Origin of the sequence: Shinella sp. G-2 (assembly GCF_050172695.1) — a bacterium.
GTDB lineage: Bacteria > Pseudomonadota > Alphaproteobacteria > Rhizobiales > Rhizobiaceae > Shinella.
Genome location: NZ_JBBEYH010000019.1, coordinates 73,979 through 97,826, shown reverse-complemented (window position 1 = coordinate 97,826; position 23,848 = coordinate 73,979). Strand labels below are relative to the sequence as shown.

The following is a 23,848-nucleotide window of genomic DNA, read 5'->3' as shown; positions in this document are numbered from 1 at the left end:
AAGGAAAATACGGCGCGATCCGCGCCATCTGCTGTTCGCTCAGCAAAAACAAATCACTCATAACAGCCTCCTGACAGAGGCTATGAATCACAACTTATTCCAAATTAATAGGTCCTGACCCTAGTTGAGCCGCTCTTCCGTTTCCGCATCGAAGACGTGAAGGCCAGCGGGATCGACATGGAGGTCGAACTCGTCGCCTGCCTCGACCTTCGCGGAGGCCGGCAGGGCGGCGACAAGGCGCTGGCCGCCGACCGTCACGGTGACGATGCGCTCCGGCCCGGTCAGTTCGGCGACCTCGCAGCGCGCGGCAAGGCGCAGTCCCGCGCCGGACAGGGTGACGGCTTCCGGCCGCGCGCCGAGCACGAGCCGGCGCCCCGGCGCGACATTCGCGAGCCCCGGCACGGCGAGCACGATATCCGTCCCCTCGATCCGCGCACCGTCGGCTCCCGCCGTTGCCGAAAGAAGGTTCATCGGCGGCGCGCCGACGAAGGTCGCGACATAGAGCGTCGCCGGACGGTTGTAGATCGTTTCCGGCGTGTCGAGCTGTTCGATGCGGCCGTTGCGCATGACGGCGATGCGCGTCGCCAGCGTCATCGCCTCGATCTGGTCGTGCGTGACATAGACGACCGTCGTCTTCGTCATCTGGTGCAGGCGTTTCAGCTCCGTGCGCATCTCCATGCGCAGCTTCGCGTCGAGGTTGGACAGCGGCTCGTCGAAGAGAAAGATCTTCGGATTGCGCACCAGCGCCCGGCCGATGGCGACGCGCTGGCGCTGGCCGCCCGAGAGCTGGCCAGGTTTGCGCTCCAGAAGGTTTTCGATCTGCAGCAGCCGCGCCGTCTCCACCACCGCCCGGTCGCGCTCTGCCTTGCCGACCTTGCGCATTTCCAGGCCGAAGCCGATGTTCCGGTGCACCGTCAGGTTGGGATAGAGCGCATAGGACTGGAACACCATGGCGATGTCGCGATCCTTCGGATGCACGCCGACGATGGAGCGGGCATCGATGCGGATGTCACCGCTCGTCGGCTCGGCAAGACCGGCGATGATGTTGAGCAGCGTGGACTTGCCGCAGCCGGACGCCCCGAGCAGGACGAGGAATTCCCCGCTCTTGAGTGCGATGTCGATGCCCTTCAGCGTGTCGACGGCGCCATAGCTCTTGCGGATGGCCTCGATGGTCAGCGTGCTCATGCCGATGCCTCCTTGCGGATGGGGACGTAGCGTCTCGGATTGGTGGAAATGGCGAGGGAAGCGACGGCCACCCCGGCGGCAAGGCTCTGTTCCAGCCCTTCGCCGGCCGCATAGGCGGCAAGAAAGCCGGCATTGAAGACGTCGCCCGCGCCGATCGTGTCGACGACTTCGACAGTCGGCGCGGCGGTACGGAGCACCTCGCCTTCGGCGTCGACGGCAATCGCCCCCTTCGGCCCGCACTTGACCACGACGACGGCGCCCTCCGGCATGCCACGGCGAAGGGTGCGCGCGGCCTCGGCCGGGTCGGCGACACCGGCAAGGCTCGTCGTTTCGACCTCGTTGAACAGTGCGATCCGGCAGCGCGACAGCCAGGCTGTCGCAGCCGTCCGGTTCGCTGCCGTCCAGCCATCGAGCGGCCAGCCGGTATCGAGCGCGACGGCGATGCCGTGCCGGTCGGCCCAGTCGAAGAGACGGTCGTAATCCTGCACCAGACGGTCCGTGAGGAAGGAACCGCAGACAAGCGCGATGCCACCCGCAAGGCGCGCGCCGTCGAGCACCGCAAGCACGTCCTCGAGATCGAACAGCGGCAGGTGGCCGCGCGTCGTGAAGAAGGTGCGCTCGCCATCAGGATGGGTGATGCCCACCGTCAGCGTCGTCCCGCCCTCGTGCACCGGCCAGTCGCGGGCATGATTGCCGAACCCTTCCGCGAGCCACGCGCCGAAACGGTCGCTGCCGATGCTGGCCGCGATCTCGAAGGGTGCACCGAGCGCAAGCCAGGCAAGTCCCGTATTGCCGGCCGAACCGCCGACGCGCAGGTCGTCATGGTCGACGATGACCTCCGTGCCCGGCTGCGGCCAGGGCGCGGCCGGTCCCATGATCAGGTCGACATTGACGTTTCCGATGACGGCAAGCGGTATCACGCATTCTCTCCAGATCGTCCCGTTGCAAGCCTGTTCGCCGTCTCTTGCAGCCCCGTCGCAGCCATGCCCATCGTCATCCCTTCACGCCGCCGCTGGTGAGGCCCGAGATGAGGGCACGCTGCATGAGAAGGCCGACAACCACCGGCGGCAGCGCGGCCAGCACCCCGGCGGTGGCGATCAAGCCATAGTCGGACACACGCCCGCCGGCGAGATCGGCGATGGCGACCGTCAGGGTGCGCGCCCGCTGGTCCGAGGTGAAGAGCAGCGCATAGAAGAACTCGTCCCAGCCGAGCAGGAAGGCGAAGAGCGCGGACGTCGCGACAATGGGCATGGCGAGCGGCAGGGTGACGATGCGCAGGGTCGCGAAAAGGCTCGCGCCGTCCATCATCGCGGCCTGCTCGATCTCGCGCGGTATGCCGTCGAAACCGGATTTCATCAGCCAGGTGGTGAAGGGGGCGAGAATGCTGAGATAGACCAGCGCAAGGCCGAAGACCGAATTGAGAAGACCGAGCGCCGCGAGCGCCATATAGAGCGGCACGGCGAGCGCGACGGGCGGCAGCATGTAGGTGGCGATCACCAGCGACAGCGACCAGCCGATGGCCGGCGTGCGCGAAACGGCCCAGCCGGCGGGAACGGCGAGCGCGATGGCCGCGACCGTCGCCATGCCGGCGACAAGGATGCTGTTGACGAGCGAGGCCACGAAGGTCGCGCCGGCGCTGTTCGGGATCGTCGACAGCAGCGTGGCGTAACGCGAGAAATCCACCGTGCTCGGCCACCAGCGCAGCGGGCGCGCCACGAGATCGGCGGCCGGCGAGATGCTCATGATGAAGAGCCAGAGGATCGGCGCGAGGATGACGGCGGCGAGCAGAAGCGCGGCGGCGTGGATCAGGATCGAGGCAAAGAGGCTGCGGCGTTCCATCAGGCGGCACTCCCCGAGGCGCGGCGCACAAGCATGCCGTAGCCGATCGCCAGCACCGTGACGATGAGCGTCACGACGAGGGCGAGCGAGGCCCCGGAGCCGGCGCGCTGGAAGGAAAAGGCCTCCTGGTAGACGAGGATCGAGAGGGTGCGCGTGGAATTGGCGGGACCGCCACGCGTCATGACCCAGATGAGGTCGAAGACCTTGAAGGCCTCGATGGTGCGCAGGACCAGCGCCACCATCAGCGGCCCGGCGAGATAGGGCAGGATGACGAAGCGGAAGCGGGCGAAGGGGCCGGCGCCGTCGACCAGCGCGGCGGAGGTGATGTCGCGCGGCACGGCCTGCAGGGCAGCGAGCGCGATGAGGGCGACGAGCGGAAAGTTCTTCCAGCAATCGGCGACGATCAGCGCCGTCATCGCGGTCGCCGGCTCGCCGAGCCAGGAGCGGTAGGCATCGAGCAGGCCGGTCTGCGCCAGTGCGGCATTGAGCGCGCCGTATTCCGGATTGTAGATCAACCGCCAGAGCGTCGCGTTGACCACCGTCGGCAGCGCCCAGGGCAGGATGAGCAGCGCGCGCAGCACGGTGCGGCCGTAGAAATGCTGGTTGAGCAGCAGGGCGGCGAGAACGCCGATCACCATTTCGGCCGTCACCGACACCACGGCGAACCAGGTGGTCGCGGAGAGTGCCCGCAGGAAATTGCTGCTCGACAGCATTTTCGCATAGTTGTCGAAGCCGACGAAACTGCCGCCGAGGCCCACCAGCTTGGCGTCGGTGAAGGAGAGCCGCACCGTATCGACCATGGGCCAGCCGATGACGGCGATCATGATCACCAGCAGCGGAAGCATGAGAAGCCATGCCCGGGTCGTCATCCAGGTGCTGGACATAGCGTCCTCGTGTCTATTGTCGGGAGAAGGAGTGTGCGGGCGACCGAGGTCGCCCGCAAGGCATGATCTCAGAGGCCGCTGTTTTCCGCAGCGGACTTCAGCGCGTCCTCGGGCGAGGCCTGGTCGAGCAGGGCCTCCTGAATGGCCTGCTGCAGGGCCGTCGACAGTTCCTGGTACTTCGGCGTCGTCGGACGCGGATACATGGCGGCAAGGCTGGCCTTGGCGGCCGCGATCATCTCCTCCTGACCGGCGGTGACGGCCGGGTCCTCATAGGAAGAGGCCCAGATCGGCAGGCTCAGCTTCGCATAGGCGTTCTGCGTTTCCTGCGAGGTCATGTGCACGATGTATTTCCAGGCTTCGTCCTGGTGCTTGCTCGTGGAGGTGATGCCGAGGCCCATCGAGCCGTTGACGGCCGACACCGTGCTCTTGCCTTCCACGCCCGGCGCCGGCACGACGCCGACCTTGCCGGCCACCTTGCTGTCCTTGCCGGCATTGGCCATGTTGTACATGTAGGTCCAGTTCAGCGCGAAGGCGGCTTCGCCGTTCTGGAAGACGTTGCGCACGTCCTCTTCCAGGAACTCCTTGGAGTTCGGGTTGGTGACGCCCGACTTGTAGCTGTCCACCATGTACTTCAGCGCATCCAGCCCGCCGCCCTCGGTGAAGGCCGGCTTGCCGTCCTTCAGGAAGGCGCCGCCATAGGCGCTGACGAGGGTCGTGTAATCGCAGACCGCGGCTTCCGCCTGCGACCAGCTCCAGGCGATCGGCGTGGCGAGCAGGCCCTTGTCCTTGATGATCTTGGCTTGCTCGTTGAGTTCGGCCCAGGTCTTCGGCGGCGTCTTGATGCCGGCCTTTTCAAGGATCTCCTTGTTGTAGAAGAGATATTTGGTGTCGAGGATCCAGGGCATGCCATAGGACTTGCCGTCATAGTCGACGGTGGTCCAGGCACCGGGCAGAACGCCCTTCTTCATCTCGTCGGTGATGCGCGCGGAGACGTCGACCAGCACGTTGTTCGTGGCATATTCGGCCGGCCAGATCACGTCGTAGAGCACGACGTCATAACCGCCGCCGGAGCCCTGGGCGAGCACGGTCTTGTCGTGCAGGCCCTCGTAGGGCACGAATTCCAGGTTCACCTTGATATCCGGGTTCGCCTTGGTGAAGGCGTCGGTCATGGCGCGCACGTCCGCCTCGCTATAGGCGGCCTGCGCCATGAAGAGCGCGTTGAGCGTGGTCTCCGCAAAAGCGTGCGGGGCGGAGACGGCCGCAATCAGCGCCGCTCCGAGCAGGGTCTTCTTGATCGATTTCAACATGCCGTCCTCCAGTTTGCTTCGTGATCCCGGGACGCCCTCATGGGCACCCGTTTAATTCCCCGGAACGCTTCGGTTCCTTATTAAGTCAAAACTCTTGACTTAAATGTTCTGTATTATTCAAATGGTGTCAAGAGGGAAGTGCCGATGAACGAATTGCGGACGATCCGTGCGAAAAGCGGAACCAACCAGGAAGGCACGAGCGCCCATAACCGGCGCGTCATCATCGAGGCCATCCGCCTGAACGGCCCGCTGTCGCGCGCCGACCTTGCCCGCGCCACGCGTCTGACGAAACAGGCCGTGTCCAATCTCGTCGAAAGCCTGGAGGCGGACGGGCTCGTCGCCTCGCAGGCACTGGTGCGCGGCGCGCGCGGCCAGCCCTCGACACCCTACGATCTCGTTCCGGAGGGGGCTTTTGCGCTCGGCGTGCAGATCGACCGGGAACTCGCCCGCGTCGTCGCGGTCGATCTTCTCGGCCGGGAACATGCCCGCGCGGTCGCCAACCTTCCGCCCGGCGACCCCGCCGGCGGCAGCCGCGTGATCCTCGACCTGATCGAGACGGTGCGCGCCGAGCTTGCCGCACGCATTCCGGTCTCCGCCCAGCGGCTTACCGGGCTCGGCGTCGCCATGCCCGGCCCCTTCGGGCTGGAGCCGCCGGACGACGACCGCTGGATGATGGGCAAGTGGCAGACCTTCCCGCTTCTGGAAACGCTGTCGGCCGGCACGGGGCTGCAAACGAGCCTGCAGAGCGACGCCACCGCCTGCGCCACGGCCGAACGCATGAACGGCGCGGCCGACGGGCTCGACCATGTGGTCTGCCTCTATCTCGGTTACGGCATCGGCGCGGGTCTCATCCTTGGCGGCGAGCTCTATACCGGCAGCCACCGCAATGCCGGCGAAATCGGCATGGTGCTGTTTTCACGCGGCGGCACCGTGCTGCCGCTGGAACACCGCGCCTCCCTCGCCTCGCTCTTCCAGCTTCTCGGCCTCGATAGCGCGACGACCGATGCCTATGACGCGGTGGAGCAGCTCGCCGAAGCGGACGATCCGCGCATCCTCTCCTGGCTCGCCGGGGCGGCGGCGGATTTCCGGCAGGCCGTGCACATGGTCGAGACCCTGTTCGATCCCCAGACCGTCATTCTCACCGGCAGTGCGCCGCAGCCCCTGGCGCGGCGGCTCTTCGAGGCGATCTTCCCGCTGATGCCCTCCAATGTCGAACGGCCGGGCCGCACCCTTCCCCGCCTCCAGCTCGGCACGATGGATCCCTGGGCCGTCGCCCTCGGCGCGGCCGCCGACCCCATCCGCCGCGCCTTCGACCCGCTTTTCGCGGCCATCCTGAAGGAGGCCTCCTGAGGCAGGCCTAATAACAATCCTGCATGTCGTTGGCGGCCTGATTGGCGATCACGCCGCCCGCCGTCGAGGCTATGTGCCCGGCAACCGCCCCGCCGCGTCCGGCGAAACCACCAAAACCGCCCACCATGCCGAGCGCGCCGCCCAGCATCGCGGCATTCGTCTGCGCCTGCATCGCCTCTGCGCAGGCATCCTTCTTCTCGGTCCGCACCTTCTGCCGTTCGACCCGCGTGGGAGATGTCGTCCGGCTGGCGGCTTCCCTTGTTCCCGAATTGCCGGTCGTCTGCGCGCAGCCGGCAAGTGAAAGGGCGACAACGCCCACTATTCCCAGTCGTCTCATGGTATCTCCCGGTTTCAAGACTGAAGGCCCAGATGTGCCCGAGCTGTCCGGTGCGTCTGCGCTACGGGCGAACGACCATTGCGGATGGCGAACAAGCCACGTGTTATTTTCTGCGGGCATTCAGCGGCCCAGGATCTCCGCCCGGATCTCGGAGGGCGTGGCGTCGAAGCGTTTGCGAAAGGCCCTGTTGAAGGACGAGACCTCCGAAAACCCGGCATCGTAGGCTATGGTCGTGATCGTGCTGGAGGCGCGGTCGCGTTCCCGCAGCAGGCGGAGGGCATATTCGAGCCGCTGCTCGCGAACGAAATCCGTGAAGGTCGTGCCGACATTCTCGAAGAGGCGCTGAACATAGCGCACCGTGACGCCCTGACGCCTCGCAACGGCCTCGATATGAAGGCCGTGATCGCAAAGGCGCTCGCGGATATCCTTCTGGACGAGCTTGAGCCGGGCCGCCGCAATGCTGATTTCGTTCCGCTCGGCGCCGCCGCGCACGAACCCGTCGAGAACCAGGGCCGTCAGATCGTAGACATGACGCGCGGCGGCCTCACCGATCCTGGCGGAACCCGGCGGGTTGCCACGGATCAAGTCGACATAGTTCTTCAGAAGCGGCATGCCCCCGGCGCTTGCCGGGATCACATAGCTCGCTTCCAGATCGAGGCGCGGGGCACGGTCGGCAAGAAGCTGACGGTCGAGCGAGACGAAGTCGAAATGGGTGAGATTTCCGTGCCAGCATTCATGGAATATTCCCTCGCTTATCAGCACGAGATCGCCCGGGGCCACCTTGATGGGCGCCTTGCCTTCGACGGAAATCTCGCGTTCGTCGTTCTGGATCGTCCAGACATAGTTCTGGCGTCCGTCTTGCAGGAGGTCGCGCGCCCGAACGCCGCGCATCGGGGTGAAGAAACCGCTGGAGACCATGAGCCCGCTCGGCAGGGTCATCGCCTCGAGGTCGACGCGGAATGTGTCGAGATCGGGCGGCAGCAGCCGGCGCCCTCCCCAGACATGGAGCGCCATGAAATCATGCAGGAACGCCATCCGCTCCCGCCGTGGAACATCCTCGGTGGAGAGCCGCTGCATGGCAAACGGTGCGGTCGTCATCGCAAATGCTCCGGCTTCGGGCGAAGTAGGAGCCATTTCCCCCACCATTCAGTGGGGGCGGACGGTACGGTTGCGAAGGGTGGACCGTCTCGGACGTCGGCGAACAGGCTTTGCAGGCGGCGAACACGACGACGGTTTTTTTTACCGGCTGGACAAAGAATCCGCCGCCCGCATTCGCCCGCATGCCGATCCGTTCAAGGCGGCGGCATCTCGCCGCATTGCTCTGGCAGGGCGGCGTCGAGACGACCCGTTCTTCTATCCAGGCTGCCGCTTTCGATCTGCAGGGGGCGGAAAGGCGGCTCCTGGATCGCGGGATTTACCTGTCGCACCACGTAACAGCCGGCAAAGACCGCCTCCGTTCCATCCGCGTGATGGGCGCGGATGGCCACGGGGACCTGATAGTAGACGCTGCCGGCCGCACCTTCCTCGCTGACGGCGCCAGTCACGACATCGACGGCCTCCGTGGTTGCATAGCCCTGAGCGAAGGCCTGGAAATCGGCGGCCGGTTTCCGCTCCCCGAAATAGTCCCAGGCGCGGGCATATTCCTTGCGATCGATCGCGTTGTAGAGCGACGTCACCAGCGCCGCCGCATCGGACCGGTTGTCATAGTAGTCAGGCTCGGCCGCATGGATCGGCCCGCAGGAAAGGATGCAAGCGGCGGCCGCAGCAAGATATCGGATCATGGCAATGTCCTCCGCCCCCACTGTAGGGCGGAGAATGCGGCAAGACCGTGAGGCATGTGCCGTTCAGGCCAGCGACGCGTGCCGCGTTTCCGCGTCGATCAGCACGGCGGCACATGCCGCGGCGATCAACAGGGCGGCGAAGATGCCGATCGCCAGGCCGAAGCTGCGCTCGACCACGAACCCCATCAGCGAGGGCGCCAGCAGCCCGCCAAGTCTTGCCATGGCGCCCGCCATGCCCATGCCGGTCGCCCGCGACGCCGTGGGGTAGAGTTCCGGCGTGAAGGCATAAAGCGCACCCCAGGTGCCGAGCAGGGCGAAGCTCATGATCAGCAGGGAGGTGCCGATCAGCGGTGCGGTTCCCGCCACCACGAACAGCAGGCACCCGAGTGACGACAGCAGGCAGAAGCCGATCAATGTCGGCCGGCGACCCCATTTCTCGACACCGTAGGCGGCGAGTGCATAGCCGGGGATCTGGGCGAGCGCGAGGAAGACGAGGAAGCCATAGCCGCGGACGAAACCGAAACCCTCGCCCGCGAGCCGTGGCGGCAGCCAGGTAAAGACGCCGTAATAGGAGATCGAGACCAGGAACCAGATTGCCAGGATCATCAGGCTGCGCTGGCGCAGTTCCGGCGAGAACATGCCGGACCGGGGCAGATTGGCCGCCGACGCGAGCGAGACATCCGCCGCCAGCGGCGGCTTGCCGTTGACCGCGAGAATGCGGTCGAGAATGGCCTTCGCCTCCTGCACCTTGCCGAGGCGCAGCAGGTAGAGGGGGGATTCCGGCACGAGGAAACGCAAAACGATGCCGAGCAGGGCGGGAATGGCCGTCACGGCAAAGATGTAGCGCCAGCCATCGGCAAGGCCGGCGAGGCTGACGGCCCAGGCGACGAGCGCGACGATGAGCGTGCCAAGCGCCCAGAAGCCCTCCAGCATGACCAGCCAGCGACCCCGGTTTCGCGCCGGCAGAAACTCCGCCATCATCGCATAGTCGACGGGCAACGTGCCGCCGACGGCAGCGCCGGTGAGAAACCGCAACACGAGCAGGAAAGCGAAATCGGGCGCGAAGACGGACAGCGTGCCGAACAGCGAATCGCAGGCGACCGTGACGATCAGCACCCGTCGCCGGCCAATGCGGTCGGCAAGCCGGCCGAAGCCCGCAGCCCCCACGAGCATGCCCAGGAAGAACAGCGTACCGGTCTGCAGGGCCTGGGGAACCGTCAGGTCGAAGGTTGCGGCAATCGAGGCAGCCGTGAAGCCGACCGCAAGCACCTGCATGGCATCGGCCGTCCAGACGAGACCGAATATCGCCAGAAGCCGCCGCTGGTAGGCGCCGGTGCCGGCGCGGTCGAGCACGTCGTCCACTGTTGTCGTCGTCATCGGGCCGTCTCCGCTTTTTTCTCGCAAGGGCAGCGGCACCTTAACCGCCGCTCCGGTCTGGCGGAATTGGCTGCGGCAGAAAATTCACCGTCCGAAAACGGCGCCCAAAATCAATAGTCTTGACTAATTGATTAGTGAAGACTATTTAATTTTCCATGATCGAAGCCGAAACCATCACCACCGTCATGCGCGCCCTCGCCGATCCCACACGGCGAGCGGTGTTCGAGCGTATCGTCAACGCCAGGGAAATCACCGTGGTCGAACTGACACGGGGCAGCACTGTCACCCAGGGCGCCATCTCGCAGCATCTGAAATCCCTGAAACAGGCGGGCCTCGTCAGCGAACGCCCCGAGGGCCGCAACGTCTACTACCGTGCCCAACCCGAGGGACTGGAGCCGCTGGCCGACTGGATGAGCCATTACGGTGTCTTCTGGCGCGAGCGCTTCGCCGATCTCAGAACCCTGCTGAAGGAAATCGATCCATGAACCAAGCCGTGAAGCCGGATGCACAGGCCATCGTGCTCGACGACATCTTCCCTCACACGCCGGATGTGCTCTGGAAGGCCCTGACCAGTGGCGACTTGATCGGCCGCTGGCTGATGGCGCCGATGGGCTTTGCCCCTGTCGTCGGCAACCGCTTCACCTTTCAGACCACGCCGGCCGGCGCCTGGGACGGCACCATTCACTGCGAGGTGCTGGAGGTCGTGCCGAACGAGCGGCTGTCCTATGCCTGGAAGGGCGGCCATGAGGACAACGAGGGTTACGGCTCGAAACTGGAGACCGTCGTCACCTTCACACTCGGCAGAACCGATACGGGCACGCGCCTCAGCCTCATCCATTCCGGCTTCCTGCTTCCGAAGAACGACACCGCCTATCGCAATATGAGCGAGGGATGGAAAAAGGTCGTCAGGCGGTTCGAGACGGTGGCCGCGGAAACGGCGTCCGCCGAAACGTTGCAGTGAGACAGGAGGAAAAGATGAGCAGACCCTATATCGGCGGCTGTGCCTGCGGTGCGATCCGCTACGAAGTCTCGGGGGAACCGGCCGTCATGGTCGACTGCCAATGCCGGCAATGCCAGCGCGACAGCGGCACCGGACACCAGTCTCACCTGACCTTCGTCGCCGCCGCGGTCAAGGTGGAGGGCAACGCATCATATTGGCAATCCGTCGGCGATGGCGGCACGGTGAAGCGGCGCGCCTTCTGCCCGACCTGCGGTTCGGCCGTCTACATGACGTTCCCGGACGCCCCCGATATCTTCATCGTCACCCCGGCGAGCCTCGACGACCCGAGCCGCTACAGGCCGCAACTGGTCTCCTGGACCGCGGCCGGGCATGCCTGGGATCATCTCGATCCGGCAGTGCCGACATTCGAGAAAATGCCGCCGTCGTAAAACGGCCCCACGCATTTCGGCCGAAGCGGCGGCACCGGAACTGCCCTAGGCACGCAGTCGCAGATAGATCGCCGGCAGCAATTTATCGAGCCGTTCGATCGAGTCGATGCGGATCGCGCCGCGCGGGCCGAAGATGCGTTGCGCGTAGGAATCCGCCTGGGAATCGAGCGCGACGCAAAAGGTATCGATCCCCTCGCGCGAGAGTTCGTGCACGGCCATGCGGGCATCCTCCACGAGATAGCGCCGGTCGTCGACATCGATGTCGGAGGGCTCGCCGTCCGTGACGATGAGCAGCAGCCGGCGATAGTTCCGCTGCCGCCGGAGATCACCGCCGGCATGGCGCACGACCGCGCCGAGCCGCGTCGAATAATCGCCCGACAGGCCGGCAAGGCGTGCAACGGCAAAGCGGTCGAAGGGCCGGTCGAAATCCTTGACGCGCATGTAGCGCACGTCCTCCCGCCCGTCGGAACAGAAGGCGGCGATGGCGAAGGGATCGCCGACATCCGTCATCGCCCGCGCAAGCAGCGCCGTCGATAACAGCTCCATCTCCAGCACGGAGCCATCGGAACCGCGCACCCTTTCCATCGTCGAGCGTGACGCATCGATCAGGACGAGCACCGACATGTCACGCGCGCGGCGCTCGTAGCGGCCATAGACGCGCGTATCGGGCACCTCCCCTGCACGCCGCGCGATCATCGCCGCGATGCTGGCATCCATATCGAGGAATTCCCCTTCGGTCTGGCCGCGGACACGCTGCTGGCGGCTGATCCGCGACGCTTTGATCAACGCCGAAAGCCGTTCGACGAGATCGGACCGCGCCTCGCTCAAGGCCGTCGCATGCCGGGTCGAACCGACCGGTCCCGGCATCTCCCGCACCCGGCACCAGTCGGGCCGGTAACGGCCGGTCACGTGGTCATATTCCGGATAGCGCGCGACGAGCAGGCTCTCGTCATCGCGCGCCTCGGCCAACCGGCCGCGCGCCGTCTCCCCGTCCTCGCCCTCCTCCCGGCGCCCGTCGTCGCCGGCCTGCTGCTCGATCCGTGCCCCCTCCAGCATGGCCTCGATCTCGACCGGCGCCTGGTTCTCCTCCGGGCCGAAATCCCAGATGCCCATGTTGTCGTCGCGATAGGCCGGCTGGACGACGTAGGTCTTGGCGTCGAACTGCAGGCGCATCTGGCCGATATCGTTGCCGAGCAACCCGCCGATGCGGCGGCTGAGCTGCTGGTCGCCGATGTCGACGCCAATCGCCTCGGCAAACAGGCTACGGCCTTTCTCCACCCAGCCATGCGGATCGGCATAATCCGGGTCCGCCAGTGCCCGCGAAAGCCGGGCCATCAGAGCGATGGCGATGGGTGGGCCTTCCGGCCGGGCGACGTGGAAGCGCCGCCAGAGGGACGCAAGCCCGGGCATCTGCCGGGCGGCGAGCCTTTCGACACGGGCATCCTCGATGAGCGAAACGAGCGCGACCTGTAGCGGCTTCAGCCCGGCGGCGGGAAATTTCACCCGCGTGAAACGGTGATGCGCGCCGATATGGGCGACGGCGGCACGGTAGAGCAGCCTGGCCTCGTCGCCCTCGAAACCGGCAAAGGCCGCCGGCAGGCGTATGCCGCCGCCACCGAAACCGGATCGGCGTCGCATCTGCTCGGGCGCGTCCGGCGGCGCCTCGGCAATCGGCGGCGCAATCCCCCAGAGGGCGCTCAGATAGAGACCGAGACCATGACGCCACTCGGCAAGGCCGCCCTCCGCAGAGCGCCCGTCGACGAGGCGGATCGCCTCGCCGCTTTCGAGCGCGAAGAAGGCCCGGCGACGGGCCGCATCCTTGCCGCCGAGATGAAGGCCCATGCGGACGAAGGCGATGAAATCCGGCGCCTCCAGCGCATCGACAAGCCGGCGGGTATTTTCCAGCAGCGGAAGCGTGGCCTCCGGCGCGCGGCGCGCCACATCCTCCACCGCCGCCGCCCAGGCGTGCATCGCGGCGGCGTCGAAGCGGCGCGCGGCAAGAAGCGCTGCCTGCGGTACGAGGCTGGCGGCAAGTCTGCCGGCGCGGATCGCGACCATGGAGACGGCGGAGGCGAGCTCCACCGCGAAGGCGGGGCCGATACGGGCAGCAAGGGCTGGGCCGGCACGACGATAGGCCGTCGCGACGAGATCGCCATAACCGGCATGATCGATGCGGCCATGCGCGGTACGCCAGCGCTCCCGCCATTCCGGCGGGAATCCATCTGACATTTCGAGGGTTGCGGCCTCCTGCATGACGGCCTCAGAGGCAGGCGGCAATCGCGCCGGTCAGCGCGTCGCGCACGTCCGGATCGTCTGTGATCGGCACGACCATGGCAACCTGGCAGGCCGCCTCGACCGCGATGCCGGCGGCGATCAGCAGGCCGGAATTGATCAGCATGCGGGTGGAGGCCCCTTCCTCCAGTCCCTGCCCCTTGAGATTGCGCGAGCGCTCGGCGATACGCACCAGCATGTCCGCCGTGCGCCGGTCGATGCCCGCCTCCCGGGCGACGATCTCCGCCTCGATCTCGGGCGATGGATAACCGAAGGCGATCGCGCCGAAGCGCTGCTTGGTCGATTCCTTCAGATCCTTGAGCACGCTCTGATAGCCGGGATTGTAGGAGATGACGACGTGGAAATCCGGATGCGCCCGCACCACCTCGTTCTTCTTTTCAAGCGGCAGGATGCGCCGGTCGTCGGTCAGCGAGTGGATGACGACGGTGGTGTCCTGTCGCGCCTCGACGATCTCGTCGAGATAGCAGATCGCCCCTTCGCGCACGGCAAGGGTCAGCGGCCCGTCGTGCCAGACCGTACCGTCCGTGTCGAGCAGATAGCGCCCGACGAGATCCGAGGCGGTCATGTCCTCATGGCACGAGACGGTGATCAGCGGCTTGCCCAGCCGCCAGGCCATGTGCTCGACGAAGCGCGTCTTGCCGCAGCCGGTCGGCCCTTTCAGCATGACGGGCATGCGGCTCTTGTGGGCGGCCTCGAACAGCGCGATCTCGCTTTCGACCGGCCGATAGAAGGGTTCGCTGGAAATGCGATAGGCATCCAGGTTCGTCACGATAGACCTCATGAAGTTGGCGCCGCGACGCTCCAGCCGTCGCGGCGCTTGGGGGATCAGGACGCCAGCAGTTCTTTCAGCTTGTCGTCCAGGAACTTGACGTCGACGGGATTGGTGCCCGGCCCGCCGGCAAAGTGCCCCCAGATCGAGGGGATCGGCACATAGGTCGCGTTCGGCATGTTCGCGACCTCGTTCTGGCTGTCCTCCGGCGGGAAGTAGAGATCGGTTCCGCCGGGCATGACATAGGTCTTCGCCTTGATCGCGCCGAGCGCGGCCTTGTAGTCGCCGTTGAAGAGGTCGTTCGCCGAGATGTCGCCGTTCTGCCAGGTCCACAGCATGGTGAGCAGGTTGTTGGGGTCCTTCGGCAGGAAGAAACCCTCCCAGAAGGCGACGAGGAAATCCTCGAGCGAGGCATAGCCCAGCGTCTTCAGGTCCAGTTCCTCGCGGTAGAAGGACTGCGAGAAACCCCAGCCGGCATAGACGCGGGCGGCGGCCCGCAGGCCCTTGTGCGGCTTTGTCGTGTACCAGCCATTCTGGAAGGCATCGTCCGCCGTCAGCGCCGCCTTCACGCCCTCCAGGAAGACGAAGTTGTGGCGCGAGCATTTCGCCGAACCGCAGAAGGGCACGAGCAGGTCCATCATATCCGGGTACATGGCGCCCCAATGGAAGGTCTGCAGCGCGCCCATCGACCAGCCGGTCACCATGCGCAGGTGCGAAATGCCGAAGTGCTCCGTCACCAGCCGGTGCTGGGCGCGGACATTGTCATAGGCCGTCACCTTCGGGAAGCGGGCGGCATTGTAGGGCTCCGGCGTGTTGCTCGGCGAGGAGGAAAGGCCGTTGCCGAACATGTTCGGAATGATGATGAAGTACCTGTCGGGATCGAGCGCCATGCCCCGGCCGACAAGCCATTCGTTGTCGTAGTGCTGGCCGGAATACCAGGTCGGATAGACGATGGCATTGTCCTTCGCGGCATTGAGCGTTCCGAAGGTCTTGTAGGCCAGTTTGGCGTCGCGCAGGATCGCGCCGTTCTGCAGGGCGAAATCGCCGAGGCCGAAGATTTCGTAGTCGAGCGTCATTCTGTTCTTCCTTCATTGAACATGAGCATTCGGGGCGCGCCGAAGCGCGCCGCCGGTTTCAGGCGGAAGCGCCCGCAGCGGTGCGCCGGTCCTTCAGCGAGGACAGCGCGAGATGGGCGATGCCGGCGACGAGGCCCGCGCTGATGGCCGTGGAAAACTGCGGCGCGTAGAATTCGACAACGAAGCCGACGGCCGAGCCGATCGCCCAGGAAAGAAACGGCGTCGAACGCCATTCCTTTTCCATCGCACCCGCGCTCTTGAAGATGTAGGCCTCGACCAGGAGGATCATGCCGATGGGCGGAACCACGATGCCGAGCAGCGACAGCCACTGGATGAAGAAAGCCCAGACATTGCCGGCGGCGATCACGATGCCGAGCACGCCGAGCACCACGGCGAGCAGTCGCATCTTCGAGCCGAGGATGCGCGACCAGCCGGTCGCCGCATTGTAGAGGCAGTGCGAGCAGACCGAGCCGAGGTTGATATAGAGGAACAGGAAGGCGAGCGCGCTGAGCCAGCCGATCTGCAACGTGTTCATGTAGCCGAACATGTTGTCCGCCCCGAACGGATTGGCGTTCGGCACCGCCAGCGCTGCCGTCAGGATGCCGCCGACCAGCATGGCGACGAGATTGGAGACCGGGAAGGCCGAGAAGGTCGCGATGAGGGAGTGGCTGCCGGTCCTGGCCCAGCGGTTGAAATCGGCGGTCACCGTGCCGGCATCGATGAAGAGCGCGATGACGACCGTCAGCCCGACCCCCATCGACATGGTGGCGACGCCGTTGTTGCCGGCATAGTTCCAGATCGCGTCGAAGGTGGTGGTCGAGGCCGCGTGCATCACCACGAAGAGCCCGAGCACGAAGAACAGCGGCACAGAAACGAGGCCGATCAGGTGCAGGCCGCGCACGCCGATGAAGGTGATGGCGATATAGAGCAGGCCCGCGACGATGGTCATCGCCACATAACTCATCCCGTAGGTCGAGGCGATCAGCGCGCCGGTAATGCCGGTCTGCACGGCGAACCAGCCGAGCAGCAGCGTCGAGAGCAGGCCGGAGGCGAGCGCATAGCCCTTGGTGCCGAAGACGCCGGAGGCGATCAGCGCGAAGTTGCGCCCGCTCTTCGTCGCCGAAAGGCCGAGCGCGCCGACATAGGCGAACATGATCAGGTTGCCGAGCACCATCGCGACGAGCGCGCGGGAAAAGCCCATGCCGAGCACGAGGATCGAGCCCGTCATGGAGCCGGTGATGATCGCCGGGAACCCGGCCCAGACCGTCACCATGGAAAAGAGGCTGTGCCGGGCCGAAAGCGGCACGGGCGCATGTTCGTATTCTTCGCCGAGCACGTGGTCGGCATCGAGCGGCGACAGATCGCCTGGCCCTGTGGACTGTGTAGACACGTTCGTTCCCCTCATGTCTCTCTTGTTGAAGGGACCACCCGGCGCGACGGCCGGATGGTCCGGCTTGCGTCAGCGATGGGCGTTGGCGTTGGGAATGCCCTCGATCGGGCATTCATCCGTGCCGACCGAACCGCGGGTCATGGCCTCGACCATTTCGCGCGTCCCGTCCGGGTCGTTCACCCATTTGGCGTAGAAGTTGTACGGGCAGGAGGCGACGCCGCGGTCGCCTTCGCCCGAATTGATCATGCCGGTATAGCCACGGTGCAGCAGCTTGAAGAGATGGTTCTGCGACTGACCGTTGCGACGGGCATCGCGGATAGCCGAGACGGAGAGCTGCGCATACTGGATGCCGTTCTCCTCCGTGCCGCATTCGCCGAGCGTGCGCCCGTCGAAGCCGACGATCGCGGAATGGCCGAAATAGGAATAGACCCCGTCGAAGCCGGCGGCATTGGCGACCGCCACATAGACGTTGTTCGCCCAGGCCATGGACTTGGAGATCTGCACCTGCTGCTCCTTGGCCGGATACATGTAGCCCTGGCAGCGGATGATGAGCTCGGCGCCCCGCATGGCGCAGTCGCGCCAGATCTCCGGGTAGTTGCCGTCATCGCAGATGATGAGGCTGATCTTCAGGCCCTTCGGGCCCTCGGACACATAGGTGCAGTCACCCGGATACCAGCCCTCGATCGGCACCCAGGGCATGATCTTGCGGTACTTCTGGACGATTTCGCCCTTGTTGTTCATTAGGATGAGCGTGTTGTAGGGCGCCTTGTGCGGGTGCTCCTCGTGGCGCTCGCCGGTCAGCGAGAAGACGCCCCAGACATTGGCCTTGCGGCAGGCCTCGGCGAAGATCGCCGTTTCTTCGCCCGGGATCTGCGAGGCGGTCTCGTACATCTCCTTGGAATCGTACATGATCCCGTGGGTCGAATACTCCGGGAAGATGACCAGATCCATGCCCGGCAGGCCGACCTTCATGCCCTCCACCATAGCGGCGATCTTGCGGGCATTTTCCAGCACTTCGGCCTTGGTGTGCAGCCGCGGCATCTTGTAGTTCACGACAGCAACGCCAACGGTGTCTTTGCTGCTGCTGATGTCACCATGATACATTTCAAGTCTCCTTAGACGACGAGGTGGCTCTGGATGAGGTCATCGCCGAGCGCGCCGATGTCGTCCGACACCGCCACGCTTCCGCGATTGAGGATCGCGAAGCGGTGCGAGGCCCGCCGCGCGAATTTGATGTTCTGTTCGACGAGGATCACGGCGAGGCCGTGCTTGCGGTTGAGGTCGATCAGCACGTCCTCGATCTGCTCGACGATGTTGGGCTGGATGCCCTCCGTCGGCTCGTCGAGAAGCAGGATCTTCGGCTCCGACAGCAGGGCCCGCGCGATGGCGAGCTGCTGCTGCTGACCGCCAGAGAGATTGCCCCCGCGACGGCCGAGGAACTCCTTCAGGATCGGGAACAGATCGAAGATGTGATCGGGGATCGTGCGCGCCGGCTTTTCCGCGGCGAAGGTGCCGAGCAGCAGGTTCTCGCGCACGGTGAAGTTCGGCAGGATACCCCGCCCCTGCGGCACATAGCCGAGCCCGGCACGCGCCCGCATATGGGTCGGCAGGTTGTTGATCTCCGCCCCGTCGAGCCGGATCGAGCCGGCACAGCGCGACATGAGGCCGAGGATGGTGCGCAGCAGCGTCGTCTTGCCGACGCCGTTGCGCCCGAGCACCGTCAGGAACTCGCCTTCCCGCACCGAGAGCGAGACCGACTGAAGGGCGCGGCTGCGGCCGTAGAAGCCGTCGACATCGGAAAGCTCAAGCATGGCCGATACCTCCCGAACCGAGATAGGCCTCACGGACCTTCGCATCCTGCGAAACCGCATCGGCGGTGCCCTGGGCGAGCAGCTTGCCCTGATGCATCACCGAAACCGTCTCGGCGATGTCGCGCACGAAGCCCATGTCGTGCTCGACGACGATGAGGGTGTGCTTGCCGCGCAGCCGGTTGAAGAGCTCGGCGGTCATGTTGGTCTCATGCGCCGTCATGCCGGCGGTCGGCTCGTCCATGAGGATGAGCGCAGGATCCTGGGCGAGGATCAGTGCGATCTCCAGCCATTGCGTCTGGCCGTGCGAGAGTTGCGCGGCCTGGGTTTCGAGCTGGTCCTCCAGCCCGACCAGCACGGCGAGGCGCTCCAGCCGCTCGGTGTCCGCCCCGCCGGAGAAGCGGAAAAGATTGCGCCAGACGCCCGGATCGCGCGAGCAGCCGATCTCCAGGTTTTCCCGCACGGTCAGTTCGCGAAACACGCTCGGCACCTGGAACTTGCGGCCGATGCCGGTGCGGGCGATGCGGAACTCCCTCAGGGCGTGGATGGGGGCGCCGCGGAAGACGATTTCGCCCGAGGTGATGCGGGACTTGCCGCAGATGAGGTCGAGCGTCGTCGATTTGCCGGCACCGTTCGGGCCGATCAGGCAGCGCAGCTCGCCCGCCGCCACCTCGAAGTCGAGCCGGTCGACCGCGATGAAACCCGAGAAGGCGACGGTCACCTGGTTGAGCGCGAGCAATTGCGCGCGGGCGGACGTCATAGCGCACCTCCGAGATGGGGTTGGGATTCGGATGGGGAATGCTCGGTGGCATGGCGGGCGCCGCCCTCGCGCTCTGCCTTAGGGAAGCGGCGCACGAGGGCTTCGAAGGCGCCCGCCAGCCCCTTCGGCATGAACAGCACGATGAGGACAAACAGGCCGCCCATGACGAGGGTCCAGGTTTCGAGGAAGGCTTCGGATTCCGACAGCGCCCCTTGCACGCCGGTGACCAGGATCGCCCCCAGCATGGCGCCGACGAGGCTCTGCCGGCCGCCGACGGCAACCCAGATCACGATGGAAAGGCTGAGCGGCACGCCGAGGAAGGTCGGCGAGGCGAATTCCATGACGATCGTGTAGAGCATGCCCGCAAGACCCGCGATGGCAGCGGAAAGGGCGAAGACGACGGTCTTGTAGAGCGCGACATCGTAGCCGAAGAAGCGTACCCGCTCCTCCTGGTCACGCACCGCCTGCAGGATGAGGCCGGTCTTGCTGCGCGAGACGGCGAGCGCGAGGAACAGCGTGACGGTGAGGCAGGCCGCCACGAGATAATAGGTCGAGGCGGAATAGGCATCGAAGGTCAGACCGGCAATGTCGAACTGCGCAAGGTCGGTGATGCCGTTGAAGCCGCCGGTATAGCTCTGCTGGTCGACGATGATGAGGTTGACCACCACCATGGCGGCGAGCGTGATGATCGCCGCATAGACCCCGGCGATGCGCCCGCCGAACATGAACCAGCCGAGAAGCGCAGCGAACAGCGCCGGAACAAGGATGCCTGCGAGAAGCGCGATGGGCATGGAATAGAAGGGCGACCAGATCCACGGCAGCTCGGTGACGTTGTTCCAGACCATGAAGTCGGGAAGGCCGTCGCTGCCGGTGTGGATCGGCACAGTCTTCAGCTTCAGGAACATGGCCATGCAATAGGAACCGAGACCGAAGGTCGTGGCCTGTCCGAGATTGAGGATGCCGGCATAGCCCCAGGACAGGCTGAGCGCGATCGCCAGCATGCCGAAGATCAGGTAACGGGCATATTTGTTGAGCAGGAAGGCGTCGTCGACCAGCAGGGGCACGGCGAGGATCGCCAGACAGACGACGCCGTAGAGAAGGATTTGGCGGGAGACTTTTCCAGACAAGGCGGAACCTCTCGTTGACGCAGGCGGTCAGGCGCGCACACGCGGGGCGAACAAGCCCTGCGGCCGGAACCGGATGATGATGACGATGGCGATGAGGACGAGCGCCTTGGCGATCGTGTCGTTGCTGTAATAGGCAAGAAGGCCGGAGGCTTCGCCGAGTACTGTGGAGCTTGCGAGCGTGCCGACGAGGCTCTGCACGCCGCCGAGAACGACCACCATGAAGGCGTCGACGACATAGGTCGTGCCCATTTCCGGCGATACACTTTTCAGGGGCGAGATCAGCGCGCCGGCAAGCCCGGCGATGCCGGCCCCATAGGCGAAGGTCAGCCGATAGGCGCGGGCGGAATTGATGCCGAAGCTCGATGCGATGGCGCGGTTCTGGGTGATCGCCCGAAGTTTCAGGCCGAAGGACGTGTAGCGGTAGATGCACCAGGTCAGCACGAAGAGGCCGAGCGCCACGGCGAGCACGAAGAGGCGGTAGGCCGAGTCGGTCGCGCCGAGGATATCGACGCTGCCGGACAGCGACGGCGGCATCTGCACGTAGCGCAGCTCGCCGCCGGCCGTCAGGCGCACGATCTGCTGTGTCATGACGCCAAGGCCCCAGGTCGCGAGGATCGTGTCCAGCGGCCGGTCATAGAGATGGCGGATGACGGCGACCTCGATCAGCCAGCCGAGCGCGGCGATCAGGAGGAAGATGACGGCAAGGCTTGCCAGAAGGCTCCAGCCGAACTGGCTTTGCAGCAGCCAGGCACAGTAGGCGCCGAGCATCACGAACTCGCCATGGGCGAGATTGATGACCCCGGTCACCCCGTAGATGATCGCAAACCCGAGGGCCACGAGAAGCAGGATCGAGGACAGGCTGAGGCCTGTCAGAATTTGCGAAACGACGAAGTCCATCGGCACCTTCTCCAGGAGGTTGGACCGGCGGCCGTCCGGAAGACGGCCGCCGGCTGCTCGGGGGATCAGACCTCCTTGAGGCCTTCGGCGGTGCACTTCTGGTTGGGATAGGCGCTGTAGGGATTGGGCTCGAGCCAGTCGGCCGATTGCGTCAGAATCTCGAACTGCCCGTCCGCCTTGCATTGCCCGATCTTCGGACGCAGCCAGCAGTGCAGGTTCTCCGGCTCCACCTTCACTAGGCCCTGCGGCGCCTTGTACTGCTCGTTCTTCACCGCCTCGCGGATGGCGAGCGGGCCGATGTCGCTCGCCGCGAGCTTGGCGACCGCCTGCTTGAAGAGATGGACCTGGAAGTAGGAGGATTCCGAGACGAAATGCGTGACCTTGTCGCCGCCCCAGCGGGAGCGGTAGGCCTCGACGAAGCGCTGGTTCTCCGGGGAATCGAAGACCATGAAGTAGGGCGCGGAGGTGAAGTGGCCGGCGGCGGCATCACCGCCCATGGCCGCGACCTCGTTCTCGGAGGTGGTGAGGCTCGCCATCGGCATGGTGGCCGGGTCAAGGCCGGCCGCACGATACTGCCGGTGCAGCGCCACCACGGAATCGCCGACCACCGTCGAGAAGATGACGTTGGGCTTTTCCGAGCGGAACTTGTTGATGACGGAGGAGAACTCCGAATGACCGAGCGGCACGTATTCCTCGGCGATGACCTCCGCGCCGAGCCCTTCGAGCAGCTTCTTGCAGTAGTTGTTCTCTTCCTTCGGATAGATGTAGTTCGAGCCGATCAGGTACCAGCGCTTGCCGAACTTCTCGACCAGCCAGGGAATGAAGTCGTCCTGCTGCTGGTTCGGCACCGCGCCCGTATAGATGACGTTCTTGGAGCATTCGCGGCCCTCGTAGAGCGTCGGATACCAGAAGAGGTTCTCCTGCTTCTCGAAGACCGGCAGCACGGCCTTGCGGCTCGCCGAGGTATAGGAGCCGAACACGGAAACGCAGCGGTCGCTGAGCACCAGCTTGCGGGCCTTTTCGGCGAAGGTCGCCGGATCCGAGGCCGGGTCTTCCACCACCGGCGTGATCTTCAGCCCGTTGATGCCGCCATTGGCATTGATCTCCTCGATCGCCATCAGCGTCGCCTTGTTCAGCGACTCCTCGATAATCGCCGTCGTGCCGGTCAGCGAGAAGAGCACGCCCACCTTGATCTCACCGTCCTGCGCAAAGGCCAGCGAGGAATTCTTCGACCAGATATGGGGGAAGCCCACCAGCGATACCGCGCCGGCTGCCGCCCCGATTTTCAGAAATTCGCGCCTGTTCTTGTTCACCCTCTGTCTCCATCAAAAAACAAAGGCCCCGAAGCGCTCCGCCGGACTGGCGGATCGTTTCGGGGCCTCTTCGCCTCTGGATTTGTTTGCGGCGTCCTCGCCGCGGGGAATGCGCTTGTCTGGCAGGTCCGGCTGCGACGCATCGCGTGCTTTCGCCGGATCGGCTTCAGGTCATGTAGAAAAACAAAAAACCCCACGCTCCGCTCTCGCGGACCCGTGGGGTATCGTCACCCTTATTTGCGCAGCGCCTTTGCCGCGACAATACGAAAACGCTAACTGAGAAGTTCGTGCGAGTCAATCACCGCCGCAGCGACGGCGCCGATCGTCACGCGCTTCTCCATCGCCTGCTTGCGCAGGAAGTTGTAGGCCTCCTCTTCGCTGAGGTTTTTCAAGCGGATGAGCAGCGCCTTCGCCCGCTCGACGAGGCGCATGGTGCGCAGGTTCTCGTCGAGTTTGTCGATCCGCCCGCGAAGGCGCCGCTCATACTGGAAATGCTCGCGCGCCATCATCAGCACCGCCTGGATCATCCGGGCCGTCGCCGGATAATGCAGCATGCCGTGCGCCGCGCAGTTATGGACGAGCTTGAGGTTGAGCGGCGCCTTGCCGTCATCCACGAGGATCAGCGCGGAGGACGGCTCCCCCGGCACCCAGGGAATGCGCTGCGGCAGGTCGTCCGAAAGCAGGCAGAAGATCGCGTCGTATTGCAGCGGGATCTGCGCCGGCTTCGGCCAGATGTGCCGCACGGCGACGCGCTGACGCTGCAACTCCCGGATCAGGAACTCGCCATGGTCATCGCGCTCGACGATGACGGCGACGGTGAACTCGGCCGGAAGGCCCGCCTGACGCGGACGCTCCTCCGCGACAGGCCGGTTCTCCGGCTTTTGCCCCCCGATCCAGCGGTCGTGACCGTAGTCCGCCCTCGACATTTCCGGCATGCGCTCCTCCCGCTGGGGACGGCGTCTTCCCG

24 protein-coding genes are annotated in these 23,848 nt (G+C 65.3%); 4 read left to right on the top strand and 20 right to left on the bottom strand.

Annotation, left to right across the window (positions count from 1 at the left end; genetic code table 11):
• Positions 1-120 precede the first annotated feature (120 nt).
• The 5 genes from V8U06_RS22070 to V8U06_RS22050 form a co-directional block, all read right to left on the bottom strand.
• A complete protein-coding gene (locus V8U06_RS22070; RefSeq protein WP_427142530.1) occupies positions 121-1,185 on the bottom strand; it encodes an ABC transporter ATP-binding protein in 1,065 nt (354 codons plus the stop codon).
• Positions 1,182-2,105, bottom strand: a complete 924-nt coding sequence (locus V8U06_RS22065) for a PfkB family carbohydrate kinase (protein ID WP_427142529.1) — start codon at positions 2,103-2,105, stop codon at positions 1,182-1,184. Before V8U06_RS22065 ends, V8U06_RS22070 begins: the two co-directional genes overlap by 4 nt.
• Positions 2,106-2,178: 73 nt before the next feature.
• Positions 2,179-3,024, bottom strand: a complete 846-nt coding sequence (locus V8U06_RS22060) for a carbohydrate ABC transporter permease (protein WP_427142528.1) — start codon at positions 3,022-3,024, stop codon at positions 2,179-2,181.
• Positions 3,024-3,908 (bottom strand): carbohydrate ABC transporter permease, encoded by an 885-nt coding sequence (locus V8U06_RS22055; RefSeq protein WP_427142527.1) that lies wholly within the window; start codon positions 3,906-3,908, stop codon positions 3,024-3,026. The genes V8U06_RS22060 and V8U06_RS22055 overlap by 1 nt, the downstream gene beginning before the upstream one ends.
• A 68-nt stretch (positions 3,909-3,976) precedes the next feature.
• The gene (locus V8U06_RS22050; protein ID WP_226922135.1) at positions 3,977-5,215 is read right to left on the bottom strand and encodes an extracellular solute-binding protein; all 1,239 of its coding nucleotides are present in this window, start codon (positions 5,213-5,215) and stop codon (positions 3,977-3,979) included.
• A 144-nt stretch (positions 5,216-5,359) separates the two neighbouring features.
• Between V8U06_RS22050 and V8U06_RS22045 the strand changes: the two genes are divergently transcribed.
• Positions 5,360-6,565, top strand: coding sequence for an ROK family protein (locus V8U06_RS22045; protein ID WP_427142526.1), 1,206 nt, complete (start codon positions 5,360-5,362; stop codon positions 6,563-6,565).
• Positions 6,566-6,572: 7 nt separating this feature from the next.
• Here V8U06_RS22045 and V8U06_RS22040 read toward each other — a convergent pair whose 3' ends face one another.
• The 4 genes from V8U06_RS22040 to V8U06_RS22025 form a co-directional block, all read right to left on the bottom strand.
• Positions 6,573-6,902 carry a hypothetical protein gene (locus tag V8U06_RS22040; protein ID WP_427142525.1) on the bottom strand — a complete coding sequence of 110 codons (330 nt, stop codon included), beginning with the start codon at positions 6,900-6,902 and terminating at the stop codon, positions 6,573-6,575.
• Positions 6,903-7,022: 120 nt separating this feature from the next.
• On the bottom strand, positions 7,023-8,000 hold the full coding sequence (locus V8U06_RS22035; protein WP_427142524.1) for a helix-turn-helix transcriptional regulator: 978 nt from the start codon (positions 7,998-8,000) through the stop codon (positions 7,023-7,025).
• A 194-nt stretch (positions 8,001-8,194) separates the two neighbouring features.
• Positions 8,195-8,683, bottom strand: coding sequence for a hypothetical protein (locus V8U06_RS22030; RefSeq protein ID WP_427142523.1), 489 nt, complete (start codon positions 8,681-8,683; stop codon positions 8,195-8,197).
• 63 nt (positions 8,684-8,746) lie between these two features.
• Positions 8,747-10,060 carry an MFS transporter gene (locus tag V8U06_RS22025; RefSeq protein ID WP_427142522.1) on the bottom strand — a complete coding sequence of 438 codons (1,314 nt, stop codon included), beginning with the start codon at positions 10,058-10,060 and terminating at the stop codon, positions 8,747-8,749.
• A 155-nt stretch (positions 10,061-10,215) separates the two neighbouring features.
• Between V8U06_RS22025 and V8U06_RS22020 the strand changes: the two genes are divergently transcribed.
• From V8U06_RS22020 to V8U06_RS22010, 3 genes are read left to right on the top strand one after another with little or no spacing between them, the layout of a single operon-like run.
• Complete coding sequence (locus V8U06_RS22020; protein ID WP_226922141.1) at positions 10,216-10,545, top strand: ArsR/SmtB family transcription factor; 330 nt, start codon at positions 10,216-10,218, stop codon at positions 10,543-10,545.
• Positions 10,542-11,021: an SRPBCC family protein gene (locus V8U06_RS22015; RefSeq protein WP_427142521.1), complete on the top strand. Its 480-nt coding sequence runs from the start codon at positions 10,542-10,544 to the stop codon at positions 11,019-11,021. The genes V8U06_RS22020 and V8U06_RS22015 overlap by 4 nt, the downstream gene beginning before the upstream one ends.
• A 14-nt stretch (positions 11,022-11,035) precedes the next feature.
• The gene (locus V8U06_RS22010) at positions 11,036-11,449 is read left to right on the top strand and encodes a GFA family protein (RefSeq protein WP_226922143.1); all 414 of its coding nucleotides are present in this window, start codon (positions 11,036-11,038) and stop codon (positions 11,447-11,449) included.
• 45 nt (positions 11,450-11,494) lie between these two features.
• Here the strand turns inward: V8U06_RS22010 and V8U06_RS22005 are convergent, their stop codons facing one another.
• From V8U06_RS22005 to V8U06_RS21955, 11 genes are all read right to left on the bottom strand, one after another.
• Entirely contained in the window at positions 11,495-13,678 is a 2,184-nt protein-coding gene (locus V8U06_RS22005) for a nitric oxide reductase activation protein NorD (RefSeq protein WP_427142520.1), read from the bottom strand.
• 31 nt (positions 13,679-13,709) lie between these two features.
• A complete protein-coding gene (locus tag V8U06_RS22000) occupies positions 13,710-14,522 on the bottom strand; it encodes a CbbQ/NirQ/NorQ/GpvN family protein (protein ID WP_427142519.1) in 813 nt (270 codons plus the stop codon).
• A gap of 44 nt (positions 14,523-14,566) precedes the next feature.
• A complete protein-coding gene (locus tag V8U06_RS21995; protein ID WP_226922146.1) occupies positions 14,567-15,586 on the bottom strand; it encodes an alpha/beta fold hydrolase in 1,020 nt (339 codons plus the stop codon).
• Between the two features lie 58 nt (positions 15,587-15,644).
• Positions 15,645-16,976 (bottom strand): purine-cytosine permease family protein, encoded by a 1,332-nt coding sequence (locus tag V8U06_RS21990; protein ID WP_226922147.1) that lies wholly within the window; start codon positions 16,974-16,976, stop codon positions 15,645-15,647.
• 69 nt (positions 16,977-17,045) lie between these two features.
• A complete protein-coding gene (locus V8U06_RS21985; RefSeq protein WP_226922148.1) occupies positions 17,046-18,080 on the bottom strand; it encodes an aliphatic amidase in 1,035 nt (344 codons plus the stop codon).
• Positions 18,081-18,091: 11 nt separating this feature from the next.
• The gene (gene urtE / locus V8U06_RS21980) at positions 18,092-18,787 is read right to left on the bottom strand and encodes an urea ABC transporter ATP-binding subunit UrtE (RefSeq protein WP_427142518.1); all 696 of its coding nucleotides are present in this window, start codon (positions 18,785-18,787) and stop codon (positions 18,092-18,094) included.
• Complete coding sequence (gene urtD / locus V8U06_RS21975; RefSeq protein WP_226922150.1) at positions 18,780-19,544, bottom strand: urea ABC transporter ATP-binding protein UrtD; 765 nt, start codon at positions 19,542-19,544, stop codon at positions 18,780-18,782. The genes urtE and urtD overlap by 8 nt, the downstream gene beginning before the upstream one ends.
• The gene (gene urtC / locus V8U06_RS21970; RefSeq protein ID WP_427142517.1) at positions 19,541-20,671 is read right to left on the bottom strand and encodes an urea ABC transporter permease subunit UrtC; all 1,131 of its coding nucleotides are present in this window, start codon (positions 20,669-20,671) and stop codon (positions 19,541-19,543) included. Before urtC ends, urtD begins: the two co-directional genes overlap by 4 nt.
• Before the next feature lie 27 nt (positions 20,672-20,698).
• Positions 20,699-21,568, bottom strand: coding sequence for an urea ABC transporter permease subunit UrtB (gene urtB, locus V8U06_RS21965; protein ID WP_427142516.1), 870 nt, complete (start codon positions 21,566-21,568; stop codon positions 20,699-20,701).
• A gap of 65 nt (positions 21,569-21,633) precedes the next feature.
• Positions 21,634-22,881 (bottom strand): transporter substrate-binding protein, encoded by a 1,248-nt coding sequence (locus tag V8U06_RS21960; protein WP_427142515.1) that lies wholly within the window; start codon positions 22,879-22,881, stop codon positions 21,634-21,636.
• Positions 22,882-23,153: 272 nt separating this feature from the next.
• Positions 23,154-23,816 carry an ANTAR domain-containing response regulator gene (locus tag V8U06_RS21955; protein WP_427142514.1) on the bottom strand — a complete coding sequence of 221 codons (663 nt, stop codon included), beginning with the start codon at positions 23,814-23,816 and terminating at the stop codon, positions 23,154-23,156.
• Between the last annotated feature and the right edge of the window lie 32 nt (positions 23,817-23,848).